Source organism: Prevotella corporis DSM 18810 = JCM 8529, from assembly GCF_000430525.1.
GTDB classification, from domain to species: domain Bacteria; phylum Bacteroidota; class Bacteroidia; order Bacteroidales; family Bacteroidaceae; genus Prevotella; species Prevotella corporis.
Genome location: NZ_AUME01000011.1, coordinates 41399 through 56206, shown reverse-complemented (window position 1 = coordinate 56206; position 14808 = coordinate 41399). Strand labels below are relative to the sequence as shown.

The window sequence follows — 14808 nt, the reverse complement described above, 5'->3', positions numbered from 1 at the left end:
ATTTATAAGAAATGGGAAGTCTCCCTATTCAATCACCAGATTGAGGGAGACCAGTATTAGGAAACTATCTGCACAGTTGACAGCACTCACATTTGTCAAGTTCTCCACGGAAGCGTTTCTCGACAAGATGGTGGAGGCGGTCGCGCAACGGGATGAGTTCCATCTTGTCAATCACCTCGTTGACGAAAGCAAACTCAAGAAGGAGCTTTGCCTCACGCTTATCGATTCCGCGCTGCTCCATATAGAACAGAGCCGCATCGTTGAGTTGACCCACCGTTGAGCCGTGGCTGCACTGCACATCGTCGGCATAGATTTCCAACATGGGTTGGGTATAAATATGAGCTGTCTTTGCCGCACACAGATTTTGGTTTACCTCATGAGAGAGGGTTTTCTGCGCATTCTTTTCGACGTGAATCAGTCCGGCAAAAGCACCTACAGCATGATCGTCGAGAACATATTTATATAGTTGGTTGCTCGTGCAATGCCCTACTGCGTGGTCGATAACCGTATTGTTGTCAACGTGCTGGTGCTTGTCTGCAATTACACAACCGTTGCAAAAGCACTCGCTGCCTTCACCCTTGAACACGAGATCGAGTTTGTTGCGCGTAATACCGTTGTGCAATGTGATGACATTATGGTTGACACGGCTGTTTCGCTGCTGCTCGATATAAACGTTGGAAATACGCACATTCTTGGTGTGGGTCTCCTCCAGACAGTTCAATTCGAGACTGGCATTGTCGCCAACATAAGCCTCTATAACCTGTGTGGTGAGAAAATCAAGGTCGTTGGCAGTGTCGTCACAGAAAAGCATCGTTGCCTCGGCACCCTCCTCAAGTATGATGAGCACACGACGGTTGACCATCAGATTGACATCGGAACGCAGAATATTGACCACTTGGATAGTGCGGTCGGCCTTGACGTTCTTGGGAACATAGATGAACACGCCGTCTTGGGCCAGCATTGTGTTGAAGGCCGTGAGCGCATCCTTCTCCGTGTCGGCAATCTTGGCATAGTGTTTCGCTATGATTTCCGGATGATTCCGGGCAGCGTTGCTCAGGCTATCGACAATGATTCCATTGCCAAGCTGTGCCTTGGGCAACTGCTTGGTATAGAACTGGTCGTTAACAACAAAGTATAAGGAAGTGCTCAGGTTGGGAACGTCACATTTGAACGTGTTGTACGGACTTACCGGAAAGTCGAGCCTGCGCAGATTGAGTCCGTAATCGGGTTCAAAAAGTTTAGGAATGTCAGTGTATTTATAGCGTTCCGCTTTCCTTGTGGGGAATCCCTGTGCCTTGAAATCCTCGAAAGCCTTATCGCGCACCGTATTCAAAGCATCGGCAGAATGACGCATTATCACCTGTCGGTTTTCCTCATATAAGTCTATATATTGTTTTTCGCTTTGCATTGTTTACTGAATTGAAAGTTGGGAATTGAGAGTTGGTGGCCAAGGGTGCTGATTCTTTCAGTAAGTTGCCAACCATTAACGGTCAAACTCCCTACTGATTATTTGCCATCTACCTCTTCCTTGATCCAGTCGTAACCGCGTTTCTCAATTTCTTTGGCAAGATCATGGCCGCCTGACTTGACGATTCGACCTTGATAGAGAACGTGAACGACGTTCGGCTTGATCATATCCAGCAGACGCTCGTAATGGGTGATGACGATTGCGGACGTCGTTTCATTGTGCATCTTATTCACACCGTCAGCCACGATGCGCATGGCGTCCACGTCGAGCCCTGAATCGGTCTCATCAAGAATGCTCAACTTTGGCTCAAGCATGGCCATTTGGAAGATTTCGTTGCGTTTCTTCTCGCCACCTGAGAATCCCTCGTTGACACTACGGTGTGAGAGTTTTGAGTCCAAGCCCACCAAATCGCGCTTCTCGCGCATCAGTTTCAGGAACTCAGCAGCCTTCAAAGGCTCCAACCCCTCGTATTTGCGCTTGGCATTGATGGCGGCTTTCATGAAGTTGGTCATACTGACTCCTGGGATTTCCACTGGATATTGGAACGAAAGAAACAGCCCTTCATGAGCACGATCCTCTGGTTTCATTTCCAAAAGATTCTTACCATTGAAGAACGCCGTACCACTTGTAACCTCATAGAGGGGATTGCCTGTGAGAACGGCACTCAAAGTTGACTTTCCAGAGCCGTTTGGGCCCATGATAGCATGAATCTCACCATCGTTGATGGTCAAATTGATGCCCCTTAATATTTCTTTTCCTGCAATCGTAGCATGCAGATCTTTAACTTCTAACATAATGTTCTTGTTTTATTTACTTTTAAGTAGGAAGATATTCACAATATCCGACAGGATATCACATATCAAATCTGACTTGGTGTAGCCTTCGCGGGCTATCCTCTCCATTTCCCTTTGTCTGTCCTGCTCTTCAAACATGGACTCGCTGTTGCCGTCTCCGAAATTACTCTTTTTGAGTTTCTTGAATTTGGGCAGTGCCTTGTCAAAGGTGGCACTGGTCGTACAGCGAAAGAGTCTAGTATCATAGGGCTGAGGGGAATTCAACTTTACCGAAAGAAGAGAATTGCCTTGCTTAATGGTGTCAACCTTGACGCTCTCTGAAATCAGATACTTTTGCCAAGGTTGTAGATCCCATGACTGAGCCTGCGACATCAAAGCGAAAAGCAAACAAGCTGCAAGTATCGTTATCTTTCTCATATTCTGATAATTATCCGACCGTTCCTTCCAAAGTTACCGATAGGAGTTTCTGAGCCTCTACCGCAAATTCCATTGGGAGTTTGTTCAGCACATCTTTTGCATATCCGTTGACTATTAGACCTATGGCGTCTTCGGTAGGGATGCCTCGTTGATTACAATAGAAGAGTTGGTCCTCACTAATCTTAGAAGTGGTGGCCTCGTGCTCAATAATGGCCGTATCGTTGTGGATGTCCATATATGGAAATGTATGTGCACCGCATTCCGAACCCAAAAGCAGTGAGTCGCAGGAGCTGTAGTTTCGCGCATTATCGGCATTGGGAGTAGCACGAACAAGACCACGATACGAGTTCTGGCTGTGCCCAGCAGAAATACCTTTGGAGATGATAGTGCTCTTGGTATTCTTGCCCATGTGAATCATTTTCGTACCGGTGTCCGCCTCTTGGTAGTTGTTTGTCACGGCAACCGAATAGAACTCAGCCTGCGAGTTGTCACCACGGAGAATACATGATGGATATTTCCATGTTATTGCAGAACCTGTCTCAACCTGCGTCCACGATAGTTTGGAGTTGACACCTCGCAAATCACCGCGTTTTGTCACAAGGTTGAGCACTCCACCCTTACCATTCTCATCACCAGGATACCAGTTCTGAACAGTCGAATACTTCACCTCCGCATTGTTGAGCACCACGATTTCCACGATGGCAGCATGCAATTGATTCTCGTCTCGCATAGGAGCGGTACACCCTTCGAGGTAGCTAACGTATGAATCATCGTCAGCAACGATAAGAGTACGCTCGAACTGTCCAGTATTGATTGCATTGATACGGAAATAAGAGCTTAGCTCCATCGGACAACGAACACCCTTAGGAATATACACGAACGAGCCATCGCTGAACACTGCTGAATTAAGGGCTGCAGTGAAATTATCCTTATATGGGACAACCGTACCAAGATACTGCCTAATCAGTTCGGGATGTTCTTTCACCGCCTCACCGATGGAACAGAAAATGATGCCTTTCTCAGCAAGCTGTTTCTTAAAAGTAGTCTTCACCGATACGGAATCCATGATGGCATCAACGGCGGTCCCACTGAGTGCCAAACGTTCCTCAAGGGGAATGCCCAGTTTATCAAAAGTTTTCTCTAATTCAGGATCCATTTCCTTGTTCTTTGGCTTCTTTGCCAATGGATCAGCATAATAGGAAATAGCCTGATAATCTATCTCTGGCAAATGCAAATGCCCCCATGTCGGCATTTCAAGCGTCTGCCAATGTCGAAAGGCCTTCAAACGAAAATCGAGAAGCCATTCTGGCTCCCCTTTCTTCTGCGAAATGAGTCTGACGACGTCCTCGTTCAGACCTTTCGGAATGATGTCGGTATGCACATCAGTTGTGAATCCGAACTCGTATTTCTGCTCGGCCACCTTCTTTACATACTCGTTATTCTTTTTTTCTGACATTACTTTTTACCTTTGCGATCCTATCAGAAGGAGTCTGACAAGACCTTTACACACATCACACAGGAACAAATAGCATGCCAACGAGCACAATGGTCACAATTGTTGCCATCAGGCACGAACCGCCTTTCTTTTCCTTTCGGAGAAGAGAGGCGGTTGGTACGTTATAGTTTCTGCTCTACTTCAATCTCGGTGAACGTCTCAATCACGTCACCGGCCTGTATATCGTTGAAGTTGACAAGCGAAATACCACATTCCAATCCTGTTACAACTTCCTTCACATCGTCTTTATACCGCTTCAGCGCACTGATAGGTGCCGTATGGATTACAATACCATCGCGAATAATGCGGCCCTTGTCCTTGCTATGCACCTTTCCTTCGGTAACAAGGCCACCAGCTACAGTACCCACCTTGGAAATCTTGAACACCTGTTGCACATCAACCTGACCAGTAACAACCTCCTTCTTCACCTTGTCGAGCATACCAACCATGGCCGAAGTGACATCGTCGATGGCATCGTAGATGACAGAATAGGTGTTGATTTCAACTCCATCTCGGTCGGCGAGCTTACGGGCATCAGCCGACGGGCGAACTTGGAAGCCTACAATAATCGCGTCAGATGCAGCCGCCAGCATGACATCGTTCTCTGAAATCTGTCCTACCGCCTTGTTAATGACATTCACATTCACTTTTTCAGTTGACAGTTTGATGAACGAGTCAGACAGAGCCTCGATTGAGCCGTCAGTATCACCCTTCACGATGATGTTCATTTCGTGGAACTCGCCTCGTGCGATGCGATGAGAAATATCAGAAAGTGTCAATCGTGTCTGCGTACGCAAGCCCTGCTCGCGCTGCAACTGCTCGCGCTTATTGGCTATCTCGCGTGCCTCTTGTTCTGTTTCCATCACATGGAAGGTATCGCCAGCTGTAGGAGCACCGTTCAATCCGAGGATGATAGCAGGTTCAGATGGGGCAGCTTTCTCGATGCGCTGGTTGCGTTCGTTGAACATTGCCTTGATTCGGCCCCATGATGTACCGGCAATCACAATGTCGCCGACATTCAAAGTACCATTGGAGACAAGTACCGTACTTACATAGCCACGGCCTTTGTCCAACGATGACTCTATGATTGTTCCCGTCGCCTTGCGGTTTGGATTAGCCTTCAGGTCGAGCATATCGGCTTCGAGCAATACCTTGTCGAGCAAGTCGGCTACGCCAATGCCCTTTTTCGCACTGATTTCCTGACACTGGTACTTTCCGCCCCACTCCTCAACGAGCAAATTCATTTGGCTCAAGTCCTCGCGTATCTTATCAGGATTAGCTCCTGGCTTATCGATCTTGTTGATGGCGAACACCATTGGCACACCAGCAGCCTGCGCATGGGCAATCGCCTCCTTAGTGGTAGGCATCACCGAGTCATCGGCTGCAATGATAATGATGGCGATATCGGTCACCTGAGTACCGCGGGCACGCATGGCAGTGAAGGCTTCGTGACCTGGAGTATCAAGGAAAGTAACCTTACGGCCATTGGCCAGCGTCACACCGTAGGCCCCGATGTGCTGCGTAATGCCACCAGCCTCACCAGCAATCACATTGGTGCTGCGGATATGGTCGAGCAACGAAGTCTTACCGTGGTCAACATGGCCCATCACCGTTACGATAGGGGCACGTGTAACAAGGTCATTCTCGTCGTCAATCTCCTCGCTGACGGCTTCCTGTACCTCAGCACTGACATACTCCGTCTTGTAATCAAACTCCTCAGCCACCAGATTGATGGTCTCAGCGTCGAGGCGTTGGTTGATGGATACCATGATACCAACAGACATCAGGGTTGAGATGACATTTGTCACCGGAACGTTCATCATCGTTGCCAATTCCGAAACAGTCACAAACTCCGTCAGTTTCAGCGTCTTGCTCTCCTTGCGTTCTGCCTTTGCTTCGGCACTCAAGCGTTCCTGAACAGCATCGCGCTTCTCTCTGCGGTATTTCGCACCTTTCTTGTTCTGCGTCTTGCTGGTCAGACGTGCAAGCGTCTCTTTTACCTGACGTGCTACTGCCTCATCATCGACTTCCAATGGTCTCTGATTGCGATTGTTGCGAGAGCGTTTTCCTGTTCCGGCATTGTTTTTATTGTTATTGTTATTGTTTTTCTTACCGAAGCCAGGCCTTCCACCTTGTTGATTAGCTGCCGCATTGATATCGACGCGTTCCTTGTTGATACGCACGCGTTTCTTCTTGCCCTGTGCTTTCTGGGCAGTTTTATCCTCGCGTTCTTTGCGACGTTCCTCCTTGGTTTTCTTCTTAGGCCTTGTGCTTTGGTTCAGCGAACTCAGGTCAATCTTACCCAAGACATTCACCTTCGGCTGGTTGAGCATCTTTTTCTCATGAGAGGTCTGGAAGATGCCACTGTTGTCGGACTCCATTTCCTTTTTGTTTTTTTCAGTTTCTAAGACATTCTCTTGAACTGGAGCCTCCACCTTCGGCGTCTCGCTCACAGGTTGTTCTTTATTCTCTGGTTCAACCCTCGTGGGCTTTTCCTCCACCTTTTCCTTACTTTCAGCTTTGGGCTTTTCTGGTTCAGTAACCGCAGCCTTAGGCTCTTTCTGTTGTTCCTCTTTCACTGGGGTTGGCTCAACTATTTTTTCAACCTTCGTCTCCACCGTCTCTGGAGTCTCAACCACCTTTGTTTCAGTTTTCACCTCTGCCTTCGGGCTTACGGCAGCGCCCGCTTCCTTGGCATCAGCTGACTTTGTAGCAGCAGACTTAGCGGCCGGCTTGTTCAGCTGGTCGAGATCTATCTTGCCTATAGGCTTGAACTGTGGTCTATCCTTTCTAAGGATATCCTCAGCCTTGTGCTCAACTGACTTTGGTGTGTGTTCTTTTTCCTTCTGCTTCTTCTGGAATATCTTGACGGCATCGGTCTTCACAGCCATGTCGCCCTTGAACTCCTTCACCAGCGCTTGGTATTGTTCATCGCTGAGCTTGAAGCTAAGGTCGTCCTTAACCTCACCCAAGTCTTGTCTTTTTTCCAGGAACTCCACTGCCGTTTGGAGACCTATATTCAGTTCTCGAATTGCTTTGTTTAATCTGATGCTCATTAATATTTATCTTTCTTTTTTGATTGCAAGGTTCATCGGTTGCCGATCAACCCTCAAATTCTGCTTTTAATATGTTCAATACGTTATCCACCGTCTCTTCTTCGAGGTCGGCTTTTTCAATCAGCATTTCACGAGGAGCGTTCAGTACTTGCTTAGCTGTATCGAGACCGATGTTCTTGATGGCGTCGATAACCCAACTGTCGATTTCGTCAGAGAACTCATCCAAGTAGATATCCTCCTCTGACTCCTGTTCGTCGAGCTCGCGGAACACGTCGATGGTGTAGCCCGTCAGCATACTTGCCAACTTGATGTTCATACCGCCTCGTCCGATTGCCAGACTCACTTCTTCTGGCTGCAGATACACTTCAGCCCTCTTATTCTCCTCGTCAACCATCAGGCTGCTCACCTTGGCTGGCGACAATGCGCGCTGAATGAACAACTTGGTGTTGTCGGTCCAGTTGATTACGTCGATGTTCTCGTTGCAGAGTTCGCGTACAATGCCATGAACACGGCTTCCACGCACTCCGACACATGCACCCACGGGGTCAATGCGGTCGTCGTAACTCTCAACGGCTATCTTCGCACGCTCACCCGGCATACGGGCAATGCGCTTGATAGCTATCAGCCCATCGCTGATTTCGGGCACCTCAGCCTCAAGCAGGCGCTCCAAGAACTCCGGTGCAGTGCGCGAGAGGATAATCTTCGGGTTGTTGTTCTCGTTGTCAACACGCAAGATGACGGCACGAATGGTCTCGCCCTTGCGATACATGTCGCGCGGAATCTGCTCGCCCTTTGGCAGAATCAGCTCGTTGTTCTCCTCATCTACGAGCAGCACCTCGCGTTTCCATGTCTGATAGACCTCACCAGAGATGATCTGCCCCACACGATCCTTGTATTTATTGTACAGGGAGTCGTGTTCAAGCTCCAGCACCTTTGATGCGAGGGTCTGACGCAGGTTGAGGATGGCACGACGGCCGAACTTCGCAAAGTCGATTTCTTCCGAAACCTCTTCACCCACCTCATAATCCGACTCTATCTTCCTTGCATCTGTCAAGCTGATTTCCTTATTTTCATCCTGCACCTCGCCGTCTGCAACAACGACACGGTTGCGGTAGATTTCAAAGTCGCCCTTGTCTGGATTGACGATAACGTCAAAGTTCTCATCTGAACCAAAATTCTTGGCAATCACGTTACGAAAACTCTCCTCCAGCACGCTTATCAACGTCGTGCGATCGATACTCTTGGTGTCTTTAAACTCCTTGAAAGTCTCGATCATGTTCGGACGTTCTTCTTCTTTTTTTGCTGCCATAGCTTTACTTGAAACTTATTATATATTTTGTATATTTTACCTCATCCATTTTGTAGGCATGGTCAACATCCATCTTCACTGGACGTTTCTTACCCTCTACCTGCACTTTTTCATTGACCGACACCACGAAGTCGTTGCCGTCAACGCTCTTCAGGATGCCCTTCACTTTCTTTCCGTCCTTGTCGAGCACCTCCACTTCCTTGCCTATGAAGTTGATGTACTGCTGCGGAACCTTGAAAGGTTGCCCCAATCCGGCAGAACCCACCTCAAGCTCGTAGTCCTCATCGTCGCGTGAGAGACGTTCCTCTATAAATTTGCTCAATTCTACGCAGTCCTCGATCCACACACCATCGGCATGGTCTATTTCAACGACAATCTTGCCGTCGGGACTCAGCTGAATGTCAACGAGAAAATAATCCTTGTCCTCTAACCACTCGTCAACGATTTTTCTTACAACGTTTTTATCTATCATACGCGTTTTAATATGAAAAATGAGGGACTTCCGAAAAGCCCCTCATTCCACTGAACGTTGCAAAGATACAAATAAAATTGAGAATATCAAAAAAAAATCCGCATTTTTGCGTAAATATTCATTAGATTGTAATAGTTTAAGGCGGATTCAGGTAATTGATCTTGTCTGCTTTTACTTTTCCTTCAAGAACAAAGTGTTAGCGAGCGAATGGGCGCTGCGGACTATATGACTGATCTGACTTGCACTTTTAGCCGAAGGGGGGATAATAAAATGGCATGAAGGAACGGAAAATGAGCCTACCCTTGATGACGGTGGCAATGAATGGAGAGTAGGAAATCATATTTGCAATCACCAAATTGTGAACGTGCGGTTGAATGAGCGATTGATTATCACTAAGCCGAGCGAAATAAGAAAAACATGAAAAATATTTACAATCCCATCTTTCAGAACTTTCTTCCATTAGACACTGACTTCCAGCCGGATAGGTCTTGCTCTTTAAAAGATAAGCTATCATTGGCTGATAGGTCAGCTATTGAAGCGCAAAAGCTGACTTATCGCATGGAGAAAGGTCAGCTTTCGGTAATCGGTTGTGAAATTATTTTACAAAAAAAAGAATGGATTACATTCTGGAACGCAGTGTCATGATACCGTTCTCGCTGAGATACTGCGCAAGTTCCGTTCCGTCGTCGAGGGAAGGTGCGTAATCTGCGAGCACTCGCAACATAGCCTTGCCATATTTTCCGACCAGGTCTCTGAGCGTGTTCAGCACGCAGATGTTTCCAGCCAGTCCACAGACGTGTATCTCCGTTATACCTTCCTTGCCGATTATCTCGTCGAGGAGCGCTGCGGACGCTGCGTTCTGCATGATGGAGTACTCCTCACGATCGGCGGAATTACCCTTACGGAGGACGACAAACGGACAACCGCTGTTGCTGCAGGCATCTATGAGGTCGTCGGGAAGAGCTGCCCCGATCGAATTTTGAACGCAATGCACTGGCCACGGTCCGTTTTCGCTTGCAAACGACATGTGGTGATAGGGATGCCAGTCGGTTGTCGCAACGATTGTGGCATAGTTGCTGCCTTGGTTGGCCACGTATCGTGCCAGTTCCGCCATGGCCTCGCCAGCATTGGGCACTGGCAGCGTTCCGCTGATAAAGTCGATTTGTGGGTCAATGATGAGTAGTAGTCTCTTATTTTCCATACTTCAGGGGTTTTGATTTTGAGCTTACACGCTTTTTCTCCTCTACTTTTACCATGCTGCGGCTGAAATAGAACAACGGGATATAGACCAACAGAGCGGAAACGACTCCAGCCAAGGCATCCACAAGATAATGAGCCTGTATATAGACCGTAGCACAACAGAGCAAGAAGTAGAACGGAGCGAGTGCGCAAAGTAGCTTCCGGTTGCCAGAATGCCACATCAGGAGCATACAAATGGTGCTGATTCCCACATGTGAGCTGGGAAAAGCAGCCGTCGGACGTTCACCAGCAGCCTTGGCATCCTCGACAAGACGATAGAAAAAGCCATCGGTGAACCCTGGACTGGGCAAGCAATCCTGATGGTGATTGAAGTAATCGTGTATATTGGGGAAAATTCCGGCCGTAATTTTCTCTATTCCAACGGCCTTATAGTAGAAGGTCGGACCTGCGACAGGAATGAAAATGAAGATGACATAATAGATAAAGAACGATGCGAGCATGATGAACGCCACACGTTCGAACTCCTTGTACTGCCAGATGAAATAGTAGAAAACGGTGAGTGCTATCATCGGGTAATATGCCGCATAGCCCATGTCGAAGAGTTCGCTGAAAATGACGTCGGGCAACTCTTTGGAAAAGAGCAGGGCTGGTTGCATGCCGAACCAGTTTTGCTCCCATTGCGCAAACAAGTGGTCGAGATTGGGGAACAGACGGTTGAATTCATAGGTGTCGGGATACCACCATGCCAGAAGCCCCAGCTGCGCTCCGACGCGCACAAAACGGGTGAGCCGGCAGGGAAAGATGCGATAGACGAGCCACAGGGCTGCGGTCATGGCCAGAACACGCAGTCGTCCGAGAATCATTGCTTGCGGATTCTCCATCTTTGTGTAAAGGAAGAAGGTGAGGATGAGCGTAAACAGCATGTACGCCAGCATGGCCCACTCAAGTGCCATGAGACCTTTGAGCGGTTTTTTCTCAAGTTGAAAAAGTTTTTTTATAAATTCTTGCATAGTTGATTGTTGTCTGAAGTATTGGGAGAGGTCTTGCTTGGCCCGACTGTCCGTCTCATTCGGCTGTGCATCCGTGCATCTAACAGAACAAGTATGCGGTCAGAGGAATCCGATTCAAGTCTCCTGACATCTTGGCGTTTCTAAATCCATTTGTTGTCTTTGTACCATTTAACGGTCTCCTTCACACCCCGTTCGAGGTCATATTCGGGGCGGAAGCCCAACTCGTCGATGGCTGGACCTATATCACAGCGCCAGTTTCGTTGTCGCATGATCATGTATTTGTCGTTGTTGAGCGGTGTCTGCCTGCCCGTGAGCCGTCCGACGAGGTCGCCGACGAAAGTGATGACACGCAGAAGCCATATCGGTGCGGTGATACGAATCCACCAAGGATGTCCGAGCTGCTCCCGTATGAGGTTGCTGAACGTGCTGCTCTGATAGACCTTTCCATCGGAAAGAAAATATGCCCGGCCACTCTTTCCGTTCCGCAGGGCCAAGAACACCGCCTGAACGACGTCCTTCACATACACAAAAGTGATGTCCTGCTGCTTGAATCCCACAGCGAAGTCGGTGTGTTCCTTAATGGATTTCACCATGAGAAAATAGTCTTTTTCACGCGGACCGTAAACGCCCGTCGGACGCAAGATGACGAAGGGAAAAGACTTGGCACAGCCATCGGCTGGCGTTCCGTCACTCTTGTCCTCACCGACTGTCGAGAAAAGAATATTTTCGGCCATCAACTTGCTCTTGCCGTATGCCGTATTAGGGTTAGGATTGTCGTCCTCCTTGATATCATGGTAGGGCGGTTGCTCGCGGATGGCTCCGAACACGCTTAGACTTGACAGGTAAACGAACCGTTCCAAGGGCATGTCGAGCGACCTGACTGCTTGGACAAGATTCTTCGTACCCTCAGTATTGATGCGATAGAAGTCCTCGCTATGCAAACATTTGGTAACGCCCGCAGCATGGACGATATAGTTGAATTGATGCGGTTCCAACTGTTGGCGGAGCTTTTCCTCAGACGAGAAGTCCAATTCGATGAAATGTATGCGCGAATCCTGTAGGTATCGGCGCGAGGAAGTGGGGCGAATGGCTGCCCAAGTCTCCATATTTAGACGCAAAGCCTCCTCAACAATGAACGAGCCGATGAACCCCGATGCTCCTGTTATTAAAATCTTTTTCATTAAAATAATGTGAAACGCTTGCAAAGATACAAACTTTTTTGTTACTTTGTGTCTATAATCAAAGTGCAATTTACTATGGGAAAAGAAAAGAAAGGTGGAAAACGATTGAACAAAGCTCAACTTTACGAGAAGTTGACGGGCTTTTTCCAGAGTCAACCCGAAGAGACTTTCAGTTTTAAGCAGGTCTTCCGCGCCCTGAAACTGACGACTCATCCACAGAAAATGCTGGCCATTGACATCATGGAGGAGATGGCCTGGGACGACTTTCTTGCCAAAGTGGGCGAATATGCCTATTCGCTCAACACCAAAGGACAGGTGCAAGAGGGTGTCTTTATTCGGAAATCGAACGGCAAGAACTCATTCCAACCTGACGACGGCGGAACTCCCATCTTCGTTTCTGAACGAAACTCTATGTCAGCACTGAACGGCGACCGTGTGAAAGTACAGTTCCTTGCACGGCGTCGCAACCATATCAAGGAGGCAATGGTCATCGAAATCCTGCAAAGGAAGAAGGAAACTTTCGTGGGACGCCTGCAAGTGGAGACAGACATTGCATTCCTCGTAACACAAGAGAACCTCTTTGTTCACGATATCATCATCCCCAAGAAGGCTTTAAATGGCGGACAGACTGATGACCGTGCACTGGTCAGAATCACAAAGTGGCCCGATGCAAGTCACAAGAACCTCGTCGGTGAAGTCATCGATGTGCTTGGACGCGCAGGAGATAACGATGTGGAAATGAACACTATTCTAGCGCAATACGGTCTGCCATACAAGTATCCGAAAAAAGTCGAGGATGCCGCCGAAAAGATCAGCGGAGAGATTACCGAGAAAGATTTCTCGGAGCGCGAGGACTTCCGCAACGTCTGGACTTGCACCATCGACCCGAAAGATGCAAAGGACTTTGACGACGCATTGTCTATTCGAAAGCTTGAGAATGGGTTATGGGAAGTAGGTGTTCACATAGCCGACGTGTCGCACTACGTCAAGGAGGGCGACATCATAGACAAGGAAGCACAGAAACGCGCCACCTCCATCTATCTCGTTGACCGCACCATCCCAATGCTGCCAGAGCGCCTTTGCAACTTCGTTTGCTCACTGCGCCCTGGCGAAGAGAAGCTGACTTTCAGCGTAATCTTCAACCTTGATGACGACGCCAACGTGAAAAGCTATCGCATTGTCCATACCATCATCAAGAGCAACCGCCGCTATGCCTATGAGGAAGCTCAGCAACTGCTTGAGGACAACGGAGTGATTGACGGCAAAGGCGAACCTGCGCCAGCTCCGGGGGCAAGTGGCTACAAAGGGGAGTTCGCCGAAGAAATCATCACACTTGACCGACTGGCCAAGATTATCCGCAAACAGCGCTTCAAGAACGGAAGTGTGAAGTTCGATTCAGAGGAGCTTCACTTCGACATTGATGAGAAAGGCAAGCCCACACGCTGCTATTTCAAGGTGTCGAAGGATGCCAACAAACTCATCGAGGAGTTCATGTTGCTGGCCAACCGATATGTTGCGCAGAGTGTAGGGAAGGTCGCTCGTGGCAAGAAATCCAAGACTCTGCCCTACCGTGTGCACGACAATCCCGACCCACAGAAGTTCGAAAATCTCAGGCAGTTCACCGCTAAGTTCGGCTATAGGTTGAAATCGTCGAGCACCAAGGGAGCTACGGCACGCGCGCTGAATGCCCTGATGGACGAAGTGGAGGGCAAAAAGGAGCAGAAAGTCATCCAGACGATTGCCCTGAGGTCAATGATGAAGGCAAAATACACCACCCACAACATCGGGCACTTTGGTCTGGCATTCGACTATTACACCCATTTCACATCGCCCATCCGCCGTTATCCCGACACAATGGTCCACCGACTGATCACCCGTTACCAACAAGGCGGGCGCTCAGCCAACCAAGATTACATAGAAGAGCAGTGCGAACATTGCTCTGACATGGAACAAGTGGCTCAGAATGCCGAACGCGACTCCATCAAATACAAGATGGTCGAGTTCATGGGAGAGCACTTGGGCGAATGCTTCGACGCACATATCAGTGGCATACAGAGCTACGGAATTTATGCCGAGATTGACGAAAACCATTGCGAAGGCATGATTCCGATGCGCGATTTGGACGATGATTATTACGACTTCGATGAGAAAAACTATTGTCTTGTCGGCCGTCGCCGCCACCATGTCTATCAACTGGGCGACCCTATCAGAATCCAAGTGGCAAAGGCCAATCTGGAACGCAAGCAACTTGACTTCACACTGGCTGACGACGACGAGGAGAAGACCAACAGGAAGATGGGCCACAACAATCACCCGGCTGACGAAACGGCTCGAAAAACTGCTGGTAAAAACAAGTCGAAGGCGGCAAAAGGCGGCAAAAGACGCAGAAGATAACGTGACGTTAGG

At 48.5% G+C, this 14808-nt stretch carries 12 protein-coding genes; 2 read left to right on the top strand and 10 right to left on the bottom strand.

The genetic code is table 11. The features are described from left to right. Positions 1 to 64: 64 nt before the first annotated feature. The 7 genes from sufD to rimP form a co-directional block, all read right to left on the bottom strand. Positions 65 to 1408: a Fe-S cluster assembly protein SufD gene (gene sufD, locus H515_RS0103775; protein WP_025875681.1), complete on the bottom strand. Its 1344-nt coding sequence runs from the start codon at positions 1406 to 1408 to the stop codon at positions 65 to 67. Positions 1409 to 1506: 98 nt separating this feature from the next. After that, the gene (gene sufC / locus H515_RS0103770) at positions 1507 to 2262 is read right to left on the bottom strand and encodes a Fe-S cluster assembly ATPase SufC (RefSeq protein WP_028901604.1); all 756 of its coding nucleotides are present in this window, start codon (positions 2260 to 2262) and stop codon (positions 1507 to 1509) included. A 12-nt stretch (positions 2263 to 2274) separates the two neighbouring features. After that, the gene (locus H515_RS0103765) at positions 2275 to 2679 is read right to left on the bottom strand and encodes a hypothetical protein (protein ID WP_025875680.1); all 405 of its coding nucleotides are present in this window, start codon (positions 2677 to 2679) and stop codon (positions 2275 to 2277) included. 10 nt (positions 2680 to 2689) lie between these two features. Then, positions 2690 to 4135, bottom strand: coding sequence for a Fe-S cluster assembly protein SufB (sufB, locus tag H515_RS0103760; RefSeq protein WP_025875679.1), 1446 nt, complete (start codon positions 4133 to 4135; stop codon positions 2690 to 2692). Between the two features lie 161 nt (positions 4136 to 4296). Next, positions 4297 to 7230 carry a translation initiation factor IF-2 gene (gene infB, locus H515_RS0103755; protein ID WP_028901603.1) on the bottom strand — a complete coding sequence of 978 codons (2934 nt, stop codon included), beginning with the start codon at positions 7228 to 7230 and terminating at the stop codon, positions 4297 to 4299. Positions 7231 to 7276: 46 nt separating this feature from the next. Then, the gene (nusA, locus tag H515_RS0103750) at positions 7277 to 8539 is read right to left on the bottom strand and encodes a transcription termination factor NusA (RefSeq protein ID WP_028901602.1); all 1263 of its coding nucleotides are present in this window, start codon (positions 8537 to 8539) and stop codon (positions 7277 to 7279) included. A gap of 4 nt (positions 8540 to 8543) precedes the next feature. Next, on the bottom strand, positions 8544 to 9011 hold the full coding sequence (rimP, locus tag H515_RS0103745) for a ribosome assembly cofactor RimP (RefSeq protein WP_025875677.1): 468 nt from the start codon (positions 9009 to 9011) through the stop codon (positions 8544 to 8546). Positions 9012 to 9428: 417 nt separating this feature from the next. Between rimP and H515_RS14425 the strand changes: the two genes are divergently transcribed. Beyond that, positions 9429 to 9656, top strand: coding sequence for a hypothetical protein (locus H515_RS14425; RefSeq protein ID WP_154653633.1), 228 nt, complete (start codon positions 9429 to 9431; stop codon positions 9654 to 9656). Here H515_RS14425 and H515_RS0103740 read toward each other — a convergent pair. The 3 genes from H515_RS0103740 to H515_RS0103730 form a co-directional block, all read right to left on the bottom strand. Further along, positions 9631 to 10212, bottom strand: a complete 582-nt coding sequence (locus H515_RS0103740; protein WP_025875675.1) for an isochorismatase family protein — start codon at positions 10210 to 10212, stop codon at positions 9631 to 9633. The two genes, H515_RS14425 and H515_RS0103740, sit on opposite strands and share 26 nt — an antisense overlap. Beyond that, the gene (locus H515_RS12895; protein WP_025875673.1) at positions 10202 to 11221 is read right to left on the bottom strand and encodes a phosphatase PAP2 family protein; all 1020 of its coding nucleotides are present in this window, start codon (positions 11219 to 11221) and stop codon (positions 10202 to 10204) included. Before H515_RS12895 ends, H515_RS0103740 begins: the two co-directional genes overlap by 11 nt. 140 nt (positions 11222 to 11361) lie before the next feature. Continuing rightward, positions 11362 to 12402 carry an NAD-dependent epimerase/dehydratase family protein gene (locus tag H515_RS0103730; protein ID WP_025875671.1) on the bottom strand — a complete coding sequence of 347 codons (1041 nt, stop codon included), beginning with the start codon at positions 12400 to 12402 and terminating at the stop codon, positions 11362 to 11364. A 75-nt stretch (positions 12403 to 12477) separates the two neighbouring features. On the opposite strand from H515_RS0103730, the gene rnr reads away from it, so the two are divergent. Next, complete coding sequence (gene rnr, locus H515_RS0103725; RefSeq protein ID WP_028901601.1) at positions 12478 to 14796, top strand: ribonuclease R; 2319 nt, start codon at positions 12478 to 12480, stop codon at positions 14794 to 14796. The last annotated feature ends 12 nt before the right edge of the window (positions 14797 to 14808 follow it).